Source organism: Micromonospora sp. RP3T, assembly GCF_003027925.1.
Lineage (GTDB): Bacteria > Actinomycetota > Actinomycetes > Mycobacteriales > Micromonosporaceae > Micromonospora.
The window spans coordinates 44,470-63,073 of sequence record NZ_PYPS01000022.1 but is presented as its reverse complement, the minus strand read 5'-3'; the positions used below and the strand labels follow the sequence as shown (position 1 = coordinate 63,073).

Sequence of the window (18,604 nt, the reverse complement as noted above, 5' to 3'; positions counted from 1 at the left end):
GGCAGGATGCCGGCATGCGTGACGACGTCCGCGACTACCTCGCCGACCTGGTCGAGCGGGCCCGCGGCGTGCTCGGCGACGACCTGACCGGCGCGTACGCGGCCGGTTCGGTCGGGCTGGGCGCCTACCAGCCGGGGCGGAGCGACGTGGACGTGGCGGTGCTGGTTGCCGGCCCGGTCCCGGCCGCCGCGAAGCGGGCGCTGGTGGACCGGCTGCGGCACGAGGCGCTGCCCTGCCCGGCGCGCGGCCTGGAGCTGGTCGTCCACCGGCGGGACGTGGCCGCCTCCGGCACGCCCGAGCCGGGCTTCGAGGTGGAGCTGAACACCGGCGCCGCCATGGCGTTCCGGGCCACGTTCGACCCGGCCGACCGGCCCGCCGCCGACGGGCGGTTCTGGTACGCGCTGGACCGCAGCATCCTGCACCAGTCCGGCCTGGTCCTGCTCGGCGCGCCCGCCGCCGACGTCTTCGCCGACCCGTCCCCGGCGGCGCTGCGGGCGTTGCTGGTGGACGCGCTGCGCTGGTGGCTGGCGCGGCCCACGCCGCCCGGCGACGGGCCGGCGCCGGGCGCCGAGGACGCGGTGCTCGGTGCCTGCCGCGCGCTGGTGCGCCACCGCGACGGGGTCTGGCTGGGCAAGGTCGACGCCGGCCTGCGGGTGGCCGCCACCGACCCGGACGCCGCGGTGATCCGGGCGTCGATCGCCGCCCGCCGCGGCGCCCCGCCCCCGACCGGCCCGGCCGCCCGTGCGTTCCAGCGCCGCGTCCTGTCCCGCCTCACCGCCGACGGCGACCCCCGGCGATCATGAGGTTGCGGGCGCCGCCGTCCGGTTCGTCGCCGCCAACCTCATGATCGCCGCCCGACCGACCGGGGCGGACCGGGGACGGGACTAGGGTGGGGTCGGGAGGTCGGTGATCATGGGAGAGTTGAGCGCGTCGGTCCGGGCCGGGCTGGCGGCGGCGGTGCCCGGCGGGGTGAGCACCCGGGCCGCGGACCGGCTGCGGCTGGCCCACGACGCCTCGCACTACCTGCTGCACCCCGGCGCGGTGGCCACCCCGGCCGACGCCGGCCAGGTCGCCGCGCTACTGACGCACAGCCGCCGCACCGGCACCCCGCTGACGTTCCGCTCCGGCGGCACCAGCCTCAGCGGCCAGGCGGTCACCGACCGGCTGCTCGTCGACGTCCGCCGGCACTTCCGCGACCTGACCGTGCTCGACGACGGGCGGCGGGTGCGGGTGCAGCCGGGCGTGGTGCTGCGGCAGGTCAACGCGCGGCTCGCGCCGCACGGCCGCAAACTCGGCCCGGACCCGGCCAGCGAGTCCGCCTGCACGGTCGGCGGCGTGGTCGCCAACAACTCCAGCGGCATGACCTGCGGCACCGAGGCCAACACCTACCGCACGTTGGAGTCGCTGGTGCTGGTGCTGCCCAGCGGCACCGTGCTGGACACCGGCGCCCCGGACGCCGACGCCCGGTTGCGCGCCACCGAGCCGGCGCTGCACGCCGGCCTGCTCCGGCTGCGCGACCGGGTCCGCGACAACCCCGACTCGGTGCGCCGGGTCCGCGCCCAGTTCGCCATGAAGAACACCATGGGGTACGGCGTCAACGCGTTCCTCGACCACGACGACGCGGCCGACCTGCTCACCCGGCTGGTGGTGGGCAGCGAGGGCACGCTCGCGTTCGTCGCGTCCGCGACGTTCCGCACCGTACCCGCGCACCGGCACGCCGCGACCGGCCTGCTCGTCTTCGACTCCCTCGACGCGGCGATGGCCGCCATGCCGGCGCTGGTGGCCGCCGGGCCGGCGGCGGTCGAACTGCTCGACGCCGTCGCGCTGCGGGTGGCCCAGCGCGACCCGAAGGCGGACGCCGCGCTGCGCGCCCTGGCCGTACGCGGGCACGCCGCGTTGCTGGTGGAGTGGCAGGAGTCCGCGCCGGACGCGCTGGCCGACCGGGTCGCCGCCGCCGGGCCGGTGCTGGCCGACCTGCCGCTGACCACCCCGGCCCGGCTCAGCGGCGAGCCCGCCGCCCGGGCCGCGCTGTGGCACATCCGCAAGGGGCTGTACGCGGCGGTGGCCGGCGCCCGCCCGTCCGGCACCACCGCGCTGCTGGAGGACATCGCGGTGCCGGTGGCGGCGCTCGCCGACACCTGCGCGGCGCTGGCCGACCTGTTCGACCACCACCGCTACGCCGACAGCGTGATCTTCGGGCACGCCAAGGACGGCAACCTGCACTTCATGCTCAACGAGCGGTTCACCGACGGCACTGCCCCGGCCCGCTACGCCGACTTCACCGAGGAACTGGTCGACCTGGTGCTGGGTCACGGCGGCACGCTCAAGGCCGAGCACGGCACCGGCCGGGTGATGGCCCCGTACGTGCGCCGTCAGTTCGGCGACGAGCTGTACGACGTGATGCGGGAGCTGAAGACGCTCTGCGACCCGCACGGGGTGCTCAACCCGGGCGTGCTGCTCAGCGACGACCCGACGGTGCACCTGCGGCACCTGAAGACCGTGCCGACCGTCGAGGAGGAGGTGGACCGCTGCGTCGAGTGCGGCTACTGCGAGCCGGTCTGCCCGAGCCGCGACCTGACCACCACGCCCCGGCAGCGCATCGTGTTGCGCCGGGAGATCGCCGCCGCCGAGGCCGCCGGCGACGCCGCGCTGGCCCGGGAGTTGACCGACGCGTACGACTACGACGCGGTGCAGACGTGCGCCGTGGACGGCATGTGCGCCACCGCCTGCCCGGTGCTGATCAACACCGGTGACCTGGTCAAAAGACTGCGCGCCGAGGAGCAGGGCCGGGCGGCGCGGGCCGGCTGGCGGGGCGCGGCCCGCCGTTGGGGCGTCACCACCCGGGGCATGGCCCGTGGGCTGGACCTGGCCGGCACGTTGCCGCCGGTGCTGCCCGAGGCGGCCACCCGGGCGGCCCGCGCCGTGCTGGGCGCCGAGCGGGTGCCGCAGTGGCGGCGGGACCTGCCGCGCGGCGGCACGCCCCGCCGGCCGCACCCGGCCGACGAGCCGGACGCGGTCTTCGTCCCGTCCTGCCTCGGCACGCTGTTCGCACCCGCCGAGGGCGGGACCGGCGTGGCCGACGCGCTGCGCGCGCTCGCCGACCGGGCCGGCGTACGCCTGCTCGTGCCGGCCGGCGTCGGCGACCTGTGCTGCGGCACCCCCTGGTCGTCCAAGGGGCTCACCGACGGGTGGCGGACGGTGCGGGACCGGGTGCCGACGGTGCTGCGGGCGGCCAGCCGGGACGGCGCGCTGCCGGTGGTCAGCGACGCCGCCTCCTGCACCGAGGGCTTCGACCGGCTGCTCGCCGACGCCGGCGGGCTCCGCGTGGTCGACGCGGTGGAGTTCACGGCCACCACGCTGCTGCCGCGGCTGACCGTGCGCCGCCGGCTCGGCTCGCTGGCGCTGCACCCGACCTGCTCGTCGGTCCGGCTGGGCCTGGACGACGCGGTGCTCACGGTGGCCCGGGCGGTCGCCGACGAGGTGGTGGTCCCGGAGGGCTGGCAGTGCTGCGGCTTCGCCGGCGACCGGGGGCTGCTGCACCCGGAGCTGACCGCGTCGGCGACCCGCGCCGAGGCCGCCGCCGTCACGGCCCGCCCGTTCGACGGGTACGCCTCGGTGAACCGCACCTGCGAGATCGGCCTGACGCGGGCCACCGGGCAGCCCTACCGGCACCTGCTGGAGCTGCTGGCCGAGGCGACCGCCTGATCCGGCGGGGCTGCCGGGATCGGTGACCGTGGCTAGGCTCGGGCGATGCATCGGTCCCGCCTGTACGCCCTGATCATCGACGCACCGAAGGAGTCGGCCGGGGAGGTCACCGCGTTCTGGTCCGCCGCGCTCGGCGCCGAGGCGCGCACCGATCCGGCGGAGCCCGAGTTCACCGGTCTGGCCGACGTGGTGCCGGGCCTGGTCACCGCCGTGCAGGCAGTGGACGACACGCCCCGGCACCACCTCGACATCGAGACCGACGACGTGCCCGCCGAGGTCGAGCGGTTGCGGGCGCTGGGCGCCACTCCGGTCTCCCGCTGGCAGGACTGCCACGTGCTGCGCGCCCCCGGCGGTCACCTCGTCTGTGTCATCCCGGTGGCCAGCGACCCGGAGCTGTTCGAGGCCACCGCCAGCCGCTGGCCGTGACGGCCGGCGCCCCGACCCGTCGAGGGGTCGGGGCGCCGGTCCACGGTCACCGGGAGTAGGGCAGGGTGATCGTCGAGCGGTCGCCGGTGCCGACCGTGGTGGGGTTGTTGCCGATGGCGTTCCAGACCTCGACCTTCACCGTGCCACCGGCCAGGTTGCCCAGCGTGCCGGTGGCCGAGGCCAGGCCCTGGGTCTGGCGGTAGCGCTCCAACCCGACGATCGGGTCGGTGGCGAAGTACCGGTAGGTCTCCACCCGGTCGAAGCTGCCGTCACCGGTCAGGTCGTACGAGATCCGGGCCTGGACGCCGTTGCCGACCGCGATGCCGGCGTCGACGCCCAGGTCGAAGGCGGTGGTCCCGCCGGTGTAGGTGCCGGTCAGCCCGGTGGCGGTGAAGACCTGCGGGCTGGTCGGCGTCCCGTCGTGGTTGCCGTTCGCGGCGGCGACGGTGACCGTGCCGGCCGGGCCGGCGGTGCCGTCCAGCCCGCCGCCGGCGGCCAGGTAGCGGGTCGGCTCCAGCGTCGGCGTCGAGGTGCTCGGGCTCGGGCTGGGGCTCGGGCTGGTCGGCGTCGGGCTGGCGGTGGTCGGGGTGGGCGTCGGCGTGGTCGGGTCCGGGGTCGGGGTGGTCGGGTCCGGCGTCGGCGTGCCGGTCGGCGGGGGACCGGTCGGCACGGTCACGCCGCCGGTGGCGCTGCCGCCGCTCCAGGTGTACGCCCCGGAGGTGGCGGTCTTCCCGGCCGGCACGGTGAGCCGGGTGCCGTCGGAGAACGTGACGGTCAGCGGCGCGGCGGTGATGTTCGACGCCACGTAGGTGCGTGCGGTGCCCTTGCGGAACACCTTGGCCAGCGGGTGGTTCGCGGTGACCGTGGTGTCCACGTTGCCGAGCGCGGCCAGGTTGCGGATCCAGTGGAACGTGTGCGCCTTGCTCTCGCCCTCCTCGCTGGCGAACGTGCTGTTGGCCCGGAAGTTGCGCAACGCCTCGTCGCCGTCGCCGAGCGCCAGGAACTCCCAGATGATGTCCTGCCACACCGTCGGCGGACCGTTCTTGTTGGTGAGCAGCTCGGCGTAGTTGGCCTTGACGTACTCGGGGTGGTCGCCCAGGTACAGGTGTCCGCCGGTGATCGGCAGCATGTTGATGCCCTGGATCATCTCCGGCGCGGAGGAGAACCAGGTGGCGTACGCGCCGCCGTCGCCCCACACCATGCCGACGGTCTTGTGACCGAAGCCGGCCGGGAAGTTCTCGTCGTGCACGTCGAACCAGTATTCCGAGATGGCCGCCGACTGCGTGGTCCACAGGTAGACGCCGGCGTCCCGGACGGCGGTGTTGCCGGTGGCCTGTCCCCACTGGATCAGGGCGTTGGCGAAGTTCATCCCCTCCGAGGAGGACTCCTGGTTGTTGCCGGCGAAGAACGGCGCCAGGCCGGAGGCCCAGTCGTGGCCGGCGTAGATGTCGAAGTCCCGCAGGTACGGGAAGCGCCCGTCGGCCCGGTCGTAGTTGTTGGCGTCGCGGATGAGCAGGTCGACCATGCCGCCGTAGCGGGTGTTGTCGGCCCAGCCGGGGTCGAACTTGGCCACCGTGGCCGCCGCGGCGACGAAGTAGCCGTAGTGGAAGTGGTGGTCGTTGAGGTCCTCGTCGGAGCCGTACGAGGCGGGGTAGCCGATCAGCGTGCCCCAGTTGCGGTCGTAGTAGAAGAGCTGGCCGGTCTCGCCGGAGCCGGCGGTGAGCCAGTTGGTGAGCCGCGTCTTCATGGCCGCCACGGCCGCGTCGCGGACCGTGGTGAGCCCGAGCTGGTCGGCGATCTCGGCGATCCGGGCGGCCCGGCCGAGGCCCTTGCCGGCCCAGTAGGTGTCCTTGCCGCTGATCCCCTCCGGGTTGGCCAGCTCGGCGTTGAGGTAGTTGGTGACCGTGCTCAGGTCCGCGCCGGCGGCGTCGCCGACGGCCGGCACCTCGGGCAGCACACCGGTGAAGCGCATGCCGGTGGTGAACGACGGCACGCCGGCGAGCACCCGCATGGCGCCGCGGGGCGAGACGTACGTCGGGGTGATCGGGGTGGCGCCGGTGAGGCTGCGCCACTGGTGCGGGTAGAGCGCCACCACCGTCTTCGTCTCGGTGCCCTCGCGGGGCGTGGTGGTGAACGCGTACGTGGTGCGCACCGAGCCGGTCGCCGGGTCGTAGGCGTAGCTCATCCGGGTGCCGGTGACGTGCGCGTGGGCGTACCGGCCGTAGGTGTCGGCCAGGGCGGCCTTGTCCGCGCCGCCGGGCAGCACCGCCACCGAGAAGTAGCCCTTGCCGGCCAGCGTGGAGCTGATGCCGGCGCCGTTGACGGTCCAGGTCGACCCGGTCGGCCCGTACGCGACGTAGTCGTGGCCGTTGACGGTGAAGCCGATGGTGGCGCCGGAGTTGCGCCACACGGTCGGCGTCGCGGTGGCGGTGAGCTGCGCGGCGCCGCCGCCGGTGACGGTGTAGTAGCTGAACGGCAGGCCGTGGCCGATGGTGGCCCGCATGCTGCGGTTGCCGTCGCTCCAGTCGGCGGTGACGGTCCAGTCGGTCCAGTCGGCGGCCTTGACCACCGGCGCGGCCAGCCCGGCCACCCCGACGCGGACGTCCTCGGTGTACGGGTAGTGGTACTCGCCGACCCCGGTCGTGGTGCCGCTGATCGCCGGCGTGGTGGTGTAGGACAGCCCGAGCCCGTTGTTCTCGGCCTTGAACGCCAGCGGGTGGGCCTGGAGGTTCTCGCTGGTCCCGCAGTTGTTGCGCTTCCAGATCAGCGAGGACCACCAGTCGTTGGTGGGGATCGCGCCGGCCGGCGCGTCGGCGGTGGCGAAGATGCGGGGGTTGGTGCTGACCGTGCCGCAGCCCTTGGGCAGCACGGCCCCGGGCGGCAGCGTCTCGGTGTAGCTGCCCGCGCCGACGGTGCCGGCGGTGGCGGTGCCGCCACCGCCGACCACGACCCCGAGCAGGCCGGCCGCCAGCAGGGACACGGTGGCGAGGGCGATCGCCCGGCGACGCCGGGGAGTGGACGGGTGAGGGGTCGGCGGCGGTGCGGCGCCGGGGGAGACGTCCCGCAGGGGGAGTGTCATGGAGGTCCCCTTCAGAGGAGAAGGTGGTGTCCGGATGGTGGTCCGATGGGTGAGAGAGCGCTCTCTTGAGAAGCGAGATTAGGTTCCGGTTACGCGTCCGTCAATGTTTTGTTGCCCAAGAGAGCGCTCTCCCGGCTCCGCTCACGTCTCACCCACACCCCCGCGAGCGTCCCCTTTTTCACGGAAAGAGTGGCTATCCGGCACCGGATAGCCACTCTTTCCGTGAATTTGCGGGCCTGGGGCGGGTCAGGCGGCGGGGGCCAGGCGCTGGGGGGTGGTGGTGGGTGGGGCGGCGGTGGCGGACGAGCGGGGGCGGGCGGCGCTCAGCCCCGCCTGTGCGGTGTCCCAGGCGGCGCACGGCCAGGCCGCGCCGGCGCAGCTCGGGCTGGCGCACGCCCGCTCCGCGTCCGGCTGGTGCGCGTCGGCCACCGCGACGGACAGATCCCACAGCAGTGGGTCGGTCACCTCCGCCGGACGGGCGGCGGCGCGGTCGGTGCTGGATTCGGACATGGTCGATCCCCCCTGTGGTGAACGGCCCCCACCTGTTTCCGGAACCGGCCCCCGGCAAACCTGCGGATGATCGGGACGGGGCATAGGCTGGCCGGCGTGGCGCGGTACTACGACCTGCATCCGGACAACCCCCAACCCCGGGTCATCCGGCAGGTGGTGGACCTGCTCCGGTCCGACGGCGTGATCGTCTACCCGACCGACTCCTGCTACGCGCTCGGCTGCCGGCTCGGCAACCGGGCCGGCGTAGAGCGGATCCGGGAGATCCGGCGGCTCGACGAGCGGCACCCGTTCACGCTGGTGTGCGCGGACTTCGCCCAGCTCGGTCAGTTCGTCAAGCTCAGCAACGCGGTCTTCCGGCAGGTCAAGTCCGTGATCCCGGGCAGTTACACGTTCCTGTTGCCGGCCACCTCGGAGGTGCCGCGCCGGTTGCAGGACCCGCGCCGGCGGGTGGTCGGCGCGCGGGTGCCGAAGCACACCGTCACCCAGGCGCTGCTCGCCGAGCTGGGCGAGCCGTTGCTCTCCAGCACCCTGCTGCTGCCCGGTGAGACGGAGCCGATGACCCAGGGCTGGGAGATCAAGGAACGCCTCGACCACCTGGTCGAGGCCGTGGTCGACGCCGGGGACTGCGGGCTCGAACCGACCACCGTGGTCGACCTGTCCGGCCCGGAGCCGGAGATCCTGCGCCGGGGCGCCGGCGATCCGTCCCGCTTCGAGTAGCGATCGGCCCGTTCCGCCCCACCCGGCCCGCGACGTGCGGCACGGTGGTGGCGGCGGACGGCGACGGGGGTACGGCGTGGACGCACTCGTGCTGATCGGGGTGCTCGGCGCCACCGTGCTCGTCGGCACCACGATCGGCGGCCGGTACAGCGTCGCGCCGCCGGTGCTGCTGATCGCCATGGGCGCGCTGCTCGGCCTGCTGCCCCCGTTCGAGAACGTGGTCCTCGAACCCGAGGTGGTGCTGGTGCTGTTCCTGCCGGCGATCCTCTACCGGGAGAGCCTGGTGATCAGCCTCCGGGAGATCCGGGCCAACCTCGCGGTGATCGTGCTGCTGGCCGTCGCCCTGGTGATCATCACGATGGTCGCGGTCGCGTACGTCACCCGGGCCCTCGGGGTGGAACCGGCCGCCGCCTGGGTGCTCGGCGCGGTCCTGGCGCCCACCGACGCCGCCGCCGTCGCCGGCCTGGCCAAGCGGATGCCGCGGGGCATCCTCACCACGCTGCGCGCGGAGAGCCTGGTCAACGACGGTACGGCGCTGGTGCTGTTCGCGGTGGCGGTGGGCGTGATCGCGGGCGGGAAGGTGCCCGGGGCGCTGTCGTTGACCGGGCAGTTCGTCGGCAAGTCGCTGGGCGGGGTCGCCGCCGGGCTGCTCGTCGGCGGGCTGGTCGTGCTGATCCGCAAACACGTCGACGACGCGATGCGCGAGGGCGGGCTGAGCATCATGACCCCGTTCGTCGCGTTCCTGCTCGCCGACGCGGTGCACGCCAGCGGCGTGCTCGCGGTGGTCGTCTCCGGCCTGCTGCTGTCGTGGGCGGGCCCCCGGGTGATCCGGGCCCGCTCCCGGGTCACCGCGTACGCGTTCTGGGACCTCTCCACCTTCATGATCAACGGCAGCCTGTTCGTGCTGCTCGGCATGCAGGTGCCGCGTTCGCTGCGCAGCATCACCAGCCACTCGCCGGCGGCGTCGTTCGGCATCGCGGTGCTGGTGGCGCTGGTCGTCGTGGTCACCCGGCTGGCCTGGGTGCACCTGTCGGTCTCGGCGCTGCAACGGGTGGACCGGCGCCAGGCGCGGCGGTCGCGCCACTTCGACGCCCGGATGCGGACCGCGGCGGGCTGGGCCGGGTTCCGGGGCGCGGTCTCGCTCGCGGCGGCGCTGGCCGTGCCGGTGGCCACGCACGACGGCACGCCGGTGCGCGAACGTGACCTGATCATCTTCGTCACCGTGGTGGTGATCGTGCTGATCATGGTGGTGCAGGGCACCACGTTGCCCGCGGTCGTGGGCTGGGCCGGGCTGACCGGTGACCGGGAACGCGCGGACGAGATGCGGGTGGCCCGGATCCGGGCCACCGAGGCGGTGCTGGAGGCGCTGCCCGGAACCGCCGCGGAGCTGGGCGTCGCGCCGGACACCGTGGAGCGGCTCCGCGCCAGTTACCAGGACCACCTGGACGACGTCCGCAACCCGCGCGACGAGGCGACGGACCGGGAGCGGGAGCTGGCCCGACGACTCCAATTGGCGATGCTGGACCGCAAGCGTCAGGCGGTGACCCGGCTGCGCAACACCAACCAGATCGACGAGTCGGTACTGCGGGAACTCCAGGCGGCCACCGACATCGAGGAGCTGCGACTGCTCGGCCCCGAACTGGAGGACTGACCGTCGCGTCGACACCCGGTCCCGCCCCGCCCGCGCCCGATTCACGGAAAGAGTGGCTGTCCGGGCCCGGACAGCCACTCTTTCCGTGAAAGAGGGGGATAGCGGGAGGGATCAGCCGGCGGTGCAGCTCGCGGTGCCGGCGGGGGCGGTGCCCGTCCCCTGGAACCCGAACTCGGTGCTGCCGCCGGCACCGACCTGGCGGTTGTAGTCGACGTTGCGGAACGTCACCGCACCGCTGGAGCCGCTGGCCTGCGCGCTCCACGCGTTGGTGACCGACGAGCCGGCGGGCAGCGTCACCGACACCGACCATCCGTTGAGCGGGCTGCCCCCGGCGGTGACCCGCACGGTGGTGACGAAGCCGCCCTGCCACTGGTTCGTGGTCAGCGTGGCGGTGCAGGCGCCGGCCGGCGGGGGCGTCGACGGCGGCTCCGACGTGGGCGGCGTGGTGGTGGGCGGCGTGCTCGTCGGCGGCGTCGTGGTCGGCGGCGTGCTGGTCGGCGGCGTGGTGCCACCGGCGTTCAGCGCGTTGAGCACCGACGTGTACGCCGCCTTCTTGTTGCCGTTGCCGTCGAACAGCAGCGGCGTGCCGCTGGCCCGCCACGAGTCGCTGTCGCGGATGCCCCAGACCGTGATGCCGTTGCAGCGCGCCACGGCCAGGCAGTCCTTGACCACGTTGCCGTACGTGGTGGCCTGGGCGCTGCCGGACCCCTCGATGTCCAGCTCGGTGATCTGCACGTCGACGCCGAGGTCGGCGAAGTTCTGCAGCGTGGTGCGGTAGTTGCTCGGGTAGGGCGAGCCGCTGTTGAAGTGCGACTGGAAGCCGACGCAGTCGATCGGCACACCGCGGGCCTTGAAGTCCTTGACCATGTTGTAGACGCCCTGCGTCTTGGCCCAGGTCCAGTTGTCGGTGTTGTAGTCGTTGTAGCAGAGCTTGGCGCCCGGGTCGGCGGCGCGGGCGGTGCGGAACGCCACCTCGATCCAGTCGTTGCCGGTGCGCTGGAGGTTGGAGTCACGCCGACCGCCGCCGCTGTCGGCGTACGCCTCGTTGACCACGTCCCAGGCGTAGATCTTGCCCTTGTAGTGCGTGGCGACCTGGGTGATGTGGTTGACCATGGCGTTGCGCAGCGCGGTGCCGGACAGGTTCTGCGCCCAGCCCGGCTGCTGCGCGTACCAGGCCAGCGCGTGCCCGCGCACCCGCATGCCGTTGGCCTGGGCGTGCGCCACGATCCGGTCGGCGCTGGTGTAGTTGAACTGGTTCTGGGACGGCTCGGTGGCGTCCCACTTCATCTCGTTCTCCGGCGTGACCATGTTGAACTCGCGGTTCAGGATGCCGACGTACGTGCTGTCGGACAGCTTGAACGCGGCCACCGCGGTGCCGAAGTAGCGGCCCTGTTCCGCCGCCGACGCGCCGAGCGTCGTGCCGGCGCTGGCGCTGGTCGCCACCGCGATCGTCGCGGCGACGGCCGCGGCTCCGGCCACGATCGACACCACCGCGGCACGCGGACGCGACCGGGCTGCCGCGCTTCCGCTGTCGCGGGCGAGCACCTTGTCCATGTGAAAGCCTTTCCTAGCTTGGGCGAAGGGGAGGTCGCCCCGACCACCGCCCGTCACGGTGTCGGCTCGTGCGCGGCCGCCCGGAGGCCGCGCGGGATGGGGAGAGACTCCCCGCCACCGTGGGTCGATCGAAGCAGATCTCTGGCCGCAGCCTACCGGAACCGTTCCGAAAACTTAACGCCGTCGATCCCCGAGTTTGCCGGCGCAGCCGGCGGCCGACGGCGTGAAGACACGGGTCGGGCGGTCGGCCGACCGGGGTGCCAGCTCCGGAAGTTTCGGCGCCGGGCGTGCCGGGGCGACCCGGTCGCGCCGCTGTCCGGCACCGGACGACGGCGCGGCGCTTGAACGCCGGCGGGCCGGGGTCGATGCTGAACGGAATCGACTTCCACCAATGGAAGGATTCTCCGGATGCGCCGACCGTCGCTCGTCGTCCTCGTCCTCACCGCCCTGCTGGCCGCCACCCCGGCCGCCGCCCGTGCCGCCGCGTCGACACCGCCACCGGCGCCGTCGACGCTCGCCGAGCTGCGCACCGTCGGCACCGCCTGGGGCCACGACCCGGCCACCGGCCGCCTGGCCGTCACCGTCGACGACACGGTACGCGGGGCCGCGCTGGCCGCGGTACGCCGCGTCGCCACCCGATCCGGCGCGGTGCTGCGGCACGAGCCCGGCCGGCTGCGCCCGCTCATCGCCGGCGGCCAGGCGATCTACAGCGGCGGCGGGCGCTGCTCGCTCGGCGTGAACGTCCGCAGCAGCAGCGCCTGGTACTTCGTCACCGCCGGACACTGCACCACGCTCGGCGCCACCTGGTACGCCGACAGCGCCCGCACCACGGTGCTGGGCAGCCGGACCGGCAGCAGCTTCCCCGGCAACGACTACGGCGTGGTCCGCTACACCGGCACGGTCACCCATCCCAGTGCCGTGTACACCTACCCGGGCCAGGTGACCATCTCCGCCGCCGGCAACGCGTACGTCGGGCAGGCGGTCTGCCGCAGCGGCGCCACCACCGGCGTCCGCTGCGGCGCGGTCACCGGGCTGAACGCGACAGTCAACTACGCCGAGGGCAGCGTCACCGGGCTGATCCGCACGAACATCTGCGCCGAGCCGGGGGACAGCGGCGGCCCGCTCTACGTGGCGGCGACCGGCACGGTGCTCGGGATCCTCTCCGGCGGCAGCGGCAACTGCACGAGTGGCGGCACCAGCTACTACCAGCCGATCCTGGAGATCCTCGCGGCGTACGGCCTCAGCATCCCGTGACCGGCGCGGGCCGGGCGGGCGCCGACCGACCGCCCGGCCCGGCGGGCGCCCGGGTCAGTCGTCGCCCGGCACGGCCATCTCGCCGAGGCGCGACCAGTCCTGCTGCGGCACCGTCGCGTTGACGACCCGCGGCGTCTCGACCAGGTGCGGCGGCAGCGTGCGCTGGGCTTCGCGGAAGTGTGCCGACTGCACGTGCGCGGCACCGGCCTCGTCGTCGCGGAACGCCTCGACCAGCACGTACTCGGTGGGGTCGGCCAGGCTGCGGGACCAGTCGAACCACAGGCAGCCGGGTTCGGCCCGGGTCGCCTCGGTGAAGTCGGCCGCGATCCGCGGCCAGCGGTCGGCGTCGGACGGCCGGACCCGGAACTTGGCGGTGATGAAGATCATGGGTCCAGGCTACCCAGGCCGGACGCCCCGATCCCTGGTCACCGGCCCCAACAGCTCGCCAGCCCGCCGGTCGGCGAACGCGGTGACCGCCTGCTGGCCGGCGCCGAACACGATGGCCAGGCCCAGCAGCGCGGCGGTGCTGTCCACAGTGGTGTTCGCCAGACCGCCGACGACGAGCATGATGCCGACCACCGCCACCAGCGGGCCGACCGCCAGCTTCAGCAGCCCCTGCTGGAACGGCAACCGGTAGGGCAGCCCGCCGGAGCGGGACGTGATCATCGACGGCAACGCGCTGACGAACGCCCCGAGCGCGCCGGCGAGCAGCACGAAGAACAGCAGCCGCCAGGGCGGGACGCCGCCGGTGTCGGTCGGCGTCCGGATCAGTTGCGGGTCGGGGTTGCGCCACTGCACCAGCACCAGCAGCGCCTCTGCCGTCAGCGCGGACATCGACAGCCCCAGCATCCGGTTGCGCAGCCGCCGCACCGACTCGTGGAAGTCGTCGGACACCGAGTGGTACCGCACCAGCAGCGCCTGCACCCGGGCCCGCAGCAGTTCGGGTGTCGCCGCGTCGCGGACCGGGTCGAGGTCGGTGAACACCCTGTCGTCAGCGCGCAGGAACCGTGCCGCCGCCCCCTGGTACGCCGGCAGCAGGCCGATCAGCTCGGTCGGTGTCCGCAGGTCCACCATGGCCCGCTCCACCGCGTGGACGGTCTGCCACGCGTACTCCACGGTGGCGCCGCGCAGCCACTCGACGGGCCCGCTGCGGCCGAGCGTCGCCGCCACGCCGGACAGTTGGGCGCACAGCGCGGCGGCCTGTTCCGGAGCGGCCGGCCCCAGTACGGACAGTTGCTGGCACAACTCGTCGACCCGGGTACGGACCCGCACCTGCCACACCGAGGCGGGCACGGCGTCCATGGCCGGAACGGGACACGTGCCCGGGCCGCCGGGCCGGCCCGGTGGATGTCCCTGATCGGTCATCCCGTGCACCTTCCCTCCCGGATGCGACAGGCGTTGTCCCCAGTATCCGCAGGTCAACGCCGATCGGTCGGACAAAACGGGACGTTGGTCGCCGCGCACCGCCGGCCCGACGGAGGGCATCGGGTGCGTCTACCGATCGGTAGCCTGACCCGGTGACCGTCTACGCCCTCGCCCAGCTCACCGTCCACGACCGGGCACGCTACGACCGCTACGTCGCCGCCTTCCTCCCGGTGCTGGCCCGGCACGGCGGCCGGCTGCTCGCCGCCGACACCGCCCCCCGCGTGGTGGAGGGCGACTGGCCGCACGACAAGGTGGTGCTCATGTCCTTCGACAGCCGGGAGGACTTCGAGCGCTGGTCCGCCTCGCCGGAGTACCAGGCGATCTCCCGGGACCGGGAGGCGGCCACCGACGGGGTGGTTCTGCTGCTCGACGGGATCGGTCACGCCTGGCCGGCCTGACCGGCGCCACCGGCGGGCCCCGGACGGCCCGCCGGTGAGCTAGGGTTTACCTCCTCCGTCGAGGATCGGAGTGGTCATGGCAGGTGACGACGACATCTCCGGGTGAGAGCCCCGGACGGCCGCCGACGCGCGCATCCCGCGCCGTCGCCGCGGCCTCCTTCGTCGTCCCCTGTCCACGCCGGCGCACCGCGCCCGCGGCTCTCCCTCCTGAGGTTGATCATGTCCGACGCCTACGTCGTCAGCTCCGCGCTCTTCTTCTCCTGGCCGGACGACACACCGGTCCTCACCGACCTGACCTTCTCCGTGCCCGGCGGCCGTACCGGCCTGGTGGCGCCCAACGGCAGCGGCAAGACCACCCTGCTGCGGCTCATCGCCGGCGAGCTGCGCCCGACGGCCGGCGCGGTCACCGTCCGGGGCGTGCTCGGCTACCTGCCCCAGCACCTGCCCTTCGCCGTCGACCAGACCGTCGCCCAGGTCCTCGGCGTCGACCGGGCCGTCGCCGCGCTGCACGCCATCGAGGCCGGCGACGCCCGCGAGGAACACTTCACCGCCGTCGGCGACGACTGGGACGTCGAGGAGCGCACCCACGCCGAGCTGGACCGCCTCGGCCTCGGCGGGCTGGCCCTGGATCGTCGGCTGGGCACGCTCAGCGGCGGTCAGGTGATCTCCCTGGGGCTGGTCGGGCAACTGCTGCGGCGTCCGGACGTGCTGCTGCTCGACGAGCCGACGAACAACCTCGACGAGGCGGCCCGGGAGCGGTTGACGGCGGTCCTGCGCGGATGGACCGGCTGCCTGCTGGTGGCCAGCCACGACCGGGCGCTGCTGGACGAGATGGACCGCATCGCCGCGCTGACCCCCGACGGGCTCCGCTGGCACGGCGGCGACTTCACCGCGTACGAGCAGGCCGTGCGCGCCGAGCGCGAGGTGGCCCAGCGGCAGGTCCGCGGCGCCGAGCAGGACCTCAAGCGGCAGAAGCGCGAACTCCAGCAGGCCCGGGAACGCGCCGCCCGCCGCGCCGCCACGGCCGCCCGCAACCTGCCCGACGCCGGGCTGGCCCGGATCGTCGCCGGTGGCCTGAAACGGGACGCCCAGGTCTCCGCCGGCCGGGCCGCCGAGACGCACGCCGCCCGCGTCGGTGACGCGCAGCACCGGCTGGACCAGGCCAGCCGGTCCGCCCGTCAGGACGACAAGATCGTGATCGACCTGCCCGACACTGCCGTGCCGGCCGGCCGGACCGTCTTCCACGGCGAGCGGCTGCGCGCCGAGTACGCCGGCCGTCAGGTGTTCGACGGCGTCGACCTGACCCTCCGGGGGCCGGAGCGGATCGCGCTCACCGGCGCGAACGGCGCTGGCAAGTCCACGCTGCTGCGCCTGGTCAGCGGCGACCAGCAGCCGACCGCCGGGACCGCCACCCGGGTCGAGGGGCGGGTGGCGTACCTGTCGCAGCGGCTGGATCTGCTCGACCCGGCGCGTACGGTCGCGGAGAACCTGGCCGCCTTCGCGCCCGGCCTGGCCGACGCGGAGCGGATGAACCTGCTGGCCCGGTTCCTGTTCCGGGGCGACCGGGTGCACCTGCCGGTCCGCGTGCTCTCCGGCGGCGAGCTGCTGCGCGCCACCCTGGCCTGCGTGCTGAACGCCGAGCCGGCGCCGCAGCTGCTGCTGCTCGACGAACCCACCAACAACCTCGACCTGGACAGCGTCGCCCAGCTGGCGGGTGCGCTCGGCGGCTACCGGGGAGCGCTGCTGGTGGTCAGCCACGACCCGCGGTTCCTGGCCGACCTCGGGGTGGACCGGTGGCTGCGGCTGACCGACGGCGCCCTGACCGAGACCGGCGGCCCGGAGCGGTAGCCCGTCAACCCTCGGCGCGCAGGTAGGCGAGCACGGCCAGCACCCGGCGGTGGGTGTCCTGGTCCGGCGGCAGGTCCAGCTTGGCCAGGATGTTGCCGACGTGCTTGCCGACCGCCGCCTCGGTCACGTGCAGCCGGGCCGCGATCGCGCCGTTGGAGTGCCCCTCCGCGACCAGCCCCAGCACCTCCCGCTCGCGGCGGGAGAGCGCGTCGAGCGGGTCGCGGGGGCGGCGCAGCAGGTGCCGCACCACGTCCGGGTCGACCGCGGTGCCGCCGGCGGCCACCCGGCGCAGCGTGTCGGCGAACTCGGCGACGTCGGCCACCCGGTCCTTGAGCAGGTAGCCGACCCGCCGCCCGTCGCCGCTGTCCAGCAGCGCCGCCGCGTACCCGCTCTGCACGTGCTGGCTCAGCACCACAACCGCGAGATCCGGCCGCTCCGCGCGCAGCGTGACCGCCGCGTGCAGGCCGTCGTCCCGGTGCTCCGGGGGCATCCGGATGTCGGTCACCAGCAGCTCGGGCCGGTGCGTGCGGACGGCGTCGAGCAGCGCCGGGGCGGAACCGACAGCGGCGGCCACCGCGAACCCGAACCGGGTCAGCAGGCCGACCAGACCCTCCCGGAGCAGGACCTCGTCCTCGGCGAGGACGACCCGGATCACGGACGGCACGGCAGCTCCACCCGCACGAGGGTAGGCCCGCCCGCCGGGCTGGCCAGCAGCAACCTGCCGTCCACCGCGGCCACCCGGTCGGCGAGCCCGGTCAGGCCGGTGCCCCGCGCCGGGTCGGCGCCGCCCCGGCCGTCGTCCTCGACCTCCACCACCAGCAGGTGACCGGTCCGGGTCAACCGCACCACCGCGTGCGTCGCGTGGGCGTGCCGGGCCACGTTGCCGAGCGCCTCGGAGACCACGTACCAGGCGGTGGTCTCGACCAGCTCCGGCACCGGGTGGGGCAGCTCCGCGCGGACGGTGACCGGGACCACCGAGCGGGCCGCCAGGTCGCCGACCGCGCGGGCCAGCCCCAGCTCGGTGAGCTGCGGCGGGCGGAGGCCCTGCACGATGCCGCGCAGCGTCACCATCAGCTCCTTGGCCTGCTCGTGCGCAAGGTCCAGCGGTCGCGCCGCCGGCGAGTCGTCCGGCACGTCGAGGCGGGCCAGCCCGAGCTGGAGCGTGAGGCTGGTCAGCCGCGGCTGCGCGCCGTCGTGCACGTCCCGCTCGACGCGGCGGCGTTCCGCCTCGTACGCGCCCATCAGGCGGGCCCGGGACCGGGTCACCTCGCGCAGTGCGGTGGCGTCGGGCGCGTCGTCGAGCAGCCACCGGGCCACCGCCGCCTGCCCCGCGACCAGCAGACCGGCCAGGTAGACCAGGGCCGGCACGGCGAGCACCCCGGCGACCGCGTACGGGACCGCTCCGGCCGGGGAGTCGACGGTGGCCCAGACCAGCACGATCCGGTCCTCGCCGCCGGCCAGCCACGGGCCGGCGACGAGCGCCGCGTCGAGGAGCACCAGCAGCGCGAACGTGCCGTACGCCACCGGCACCACGGTGCCCAGCCAGCCGGCGTACGCGACCTCCCGCCAGGCGGCGGCGCCGGTCCAGCGGGCGGCCGGGCCACGCCGACCCGGCGCGCGTACCGGCCGGCCGTCGACCAGGCCGAGCCGCCACCGCTCGACCGCCGCCACCGGCGCGCCGACCAGCGGGGCGACGGCGAGCCCGGCCAGCGACACCAGAGTGAGAACGACCAGGGCCGGGACGTCGACCGGCCGGCCCTGCCGCAGCGCGCTCACCACCAGCAGCAGCGGCGCGGCGAGCACGCCCGCCGCCACCGCCGGCACGCCGGCGACCGGCAGGGTGGTCACGGCGTACGCCAGGGCCCGCCACGGCCAGGCGGAGCGCAGGTAGCGGCGTCGGCGCAACGCCCCGGCCAGGTACGACGGTCGGTCCTCGGTCATGGGCTGACGCTAGCCAGGCGGCGGCCGGCCGGCCCAGCCCTCCAGACCCCGGTTGTCGGGTGGAGCTGGCCCCACCCCCGCCGGGCCGGGCGCGTC

General features: G+C 74.4%; 15 protein-coding genes. 8 read left to right on the top strand and 7 right to left on the bottom strand.

The annotated features are described in order from the left end of the window. The first annotated feature begins 14 nt into the window (after positions 1-14). The 3 genes from C8054_RS18655 (at position 15) to C8054_RS18645 (ending at position 4,131) form a co-directional block, all read left to right on the top strand. Complete coding sequence (locus C8054_RS18655) at positions 15-803, top strand: nucleotidyltransferase (protein WP_107158083.1); 789 nt, start codon at positions 15-17, stop codon at positions 801-803. Positions 804-912: 109 nt separating this feature from the next. Further along, a complete protein-coding gene (locus tag C8054_RS18650; protein ID WP_107158082.1) occupies positions 913-3,705 on the top strand; it encodes an FAD-binding and (Fe-S)-binding domain-containing protein in 2,793 nt (930 codons plus the stop codon). A 45-nt stretch (positions 3,706-3,750) separates the two neighbouring features. After that, positions 3,751-4,131, top strand: a complete 381-nt coding sequence (locus C8054_RS18645; RefSeq protein WP_107158081.1) for a VOC family protein — start codon at positions 3,751-3,753, stop codon at positions 4,129-4,131. A gap of 46 nt (positions 4,132-4,177) precedes the next feature. On the opposite strand, the gene C8054_RS18640 is transcribed toward C8054_RS18645, so the two are convergent. Together C8054_RS18640 and C8054_RS18635 are read right to left on the bottom strand one after the other, a co-directional pair. After that, complete coding sequence (locus C8054_RS18640; RefSeq protein WP_107158080.1) at positions 4,178-7,210, bottom strand: glycosyl hydrolase; 3,033 nt, start codon at positions 7,208-7,210, stop codon at positions 4,178-4,180. A gap of 246 nt (positions 7,211-7,456) precedes the next feature. Then, entirely contained in the window at positions 7,457-7,720 is a 264-nt protein-coding gene (locus C8054_RS18635) for a hypothetical protein (RefSeq protein ID WP_233219715.1), read from the bottom strand. 96 nt (positions 7,721-7,816) lie between these two features. Here C8054_RS18635 and C8054_RS18630 point away from each other — a divergent pair, with 96 nt between their 5' ends. Both C8054_RS18630 and C8054_RS18625 read left to right on the top strand, forming a co-directional pair. Further along, positions 7,817-8,437 (top strand): L-threonylcarbamoyladenylate synthase, encoded by a 621-nt coding sequence (locus C8054_RS18630; protein WP_107158079.1) that lies wholly within the window; start codon positions 7,817-7,819, stop codon positions 8,435-8,437. 76 nt (positions 8,438-8,513) lie between these two features. Next, positions 8,514-10,088: a Na+/H+ antiporter gene (locus C8054_RS18625; RefSeq protein ID WP_233219714.1), complete on the top strand. Its 1,575-nt coding sequence runs from the start codon at positions 8,514-8,516 to the stop codon at positions 10,086-10,088. 111 nt (positions 10,089-10,199) lie between these two features. Here the strand turns inward: C8054_RS18625 and C8054_RS18620 are convergent, their stop codons facing one another. After that, entirely contained in the window at positions 10,200-11,642 is a 1,443-nt protein-coding gene (locus tag C8054_RS18620; RefSeq protein WP_107158078.1) for an endo-1,4-beta-xylanase, read from the bottom strand. Positions 11,643-12,050: 408 nt separating this feature from the next. Here C8054_RS18620 and C8054_RS18615 point away from each other — a divergent pair, with 408 nt between their 5' ends. Beyond that, positions 12,051-12,896: a S1 family peptidase gene (locus C8054_RS18615; protein ID WP_107158077.1), complete on the top strand. Its 846-nt coding sequence runs from the start codon at positions 12,051-12,053 to the stop codon at positions 12,894-12,896. Positions 12,897-12,950: 54 nt separating this feature from the next. On the opposite strand, the gene C8054_RS18610 is transcribed toward C8054_RS18615, so the two are convergent. Together C8054_RS18610 and C8054_RS18605 are read right to left on the bottom strand one after the other, a co-directional pair. After that, positions 12,951-13,283 carry a putative quinol monooxygenase gene (locus C8054_RS18610; protein ID WP_107158076.1) on the bottom strand — a complete coding sequence of 111 codons (333 nt, stop codon included), beginning with the start codon at positions 13,281-13,283 and terminating at the stop codon, positions 12,951-12,953. A 9-nt stretch (positions 13,284-13,292) separates the two neighbouring features. Beyond that, positions 13,293-14,198 carry a hypothetical protein gene (locus tag C8054_RS18605; protein WP_233219713.1) on the bottom strand — a complete coding sequence of 302 codons (906 nt, stop codon included), beginning with the start codon at positions 14,196-14,198 and terminating at the stop codon, positions 13,293-13,295. A 215-nt stretch (positions 14,199-14,413) separates the two neighbouring features. On the opposite strand from C8054_RS18605, the gene C8054_RS18600 reads away from it, so the two are divergent. Continuing rightward, entirely contained in the window at positions 14,414-14,719 is a 306-nt protein-coding gene (locus tag C8054_RS18600) for a DUF1330 domain-containing protein (protein WP_107158075.1), read from the top strand. A gap of 219 nt (positions 14,720-14,938) precedes the next feature. Then, on the top strand, positions 14,939-16,567 hold the full coding sequence (locus C8054_RS18595; protein ID WP_107158074.1) for an ABC-F family ATP-binding cassette domain-containing protein: 1,629 nt from the start codon (positions 14,939-14,941) through the stop codon (positions 16,565-16,567). 4 nt (positions 16,568-16,571) lie between these two features. Here C8054_RS18595 and C8054_RS18590 read toward each other — a convergent pair whose 3' ends face one another. Both C8054_RS18590 and C8054_RS18585 read right to left on the bottom strand, forming a co-directional pair. After that, the gene (locus C8054_RS18590) at positions 16,572-17,231 is read right to left on the bottom strand and encodes a response regulator transcription factor (protein ID WP_107158073.1); all 660 of its coding nucleotides are present in this window, start codon (positions 17,229-17,231) and stop codon (positions 16,572-16,574) included. Then, positions 17,219-18,508 carry a histidine kinase gene (locus tag C8054_RS18585; protein ID WP_107158072.1) on the bottom strand — a complete coding sequence of 430 codons (1,290 nt, stop codon included), beginning with the start codon at positions 18,506-18,508 and terminating at the stop codon, positions 17,219-17,221. Before C8054_RS18585 ends, C8054_RS18590 begins: the two co-directional genes overlap by 13 nt. Positions 18,509-18,604: the final 96 nt, after the last annotated feature.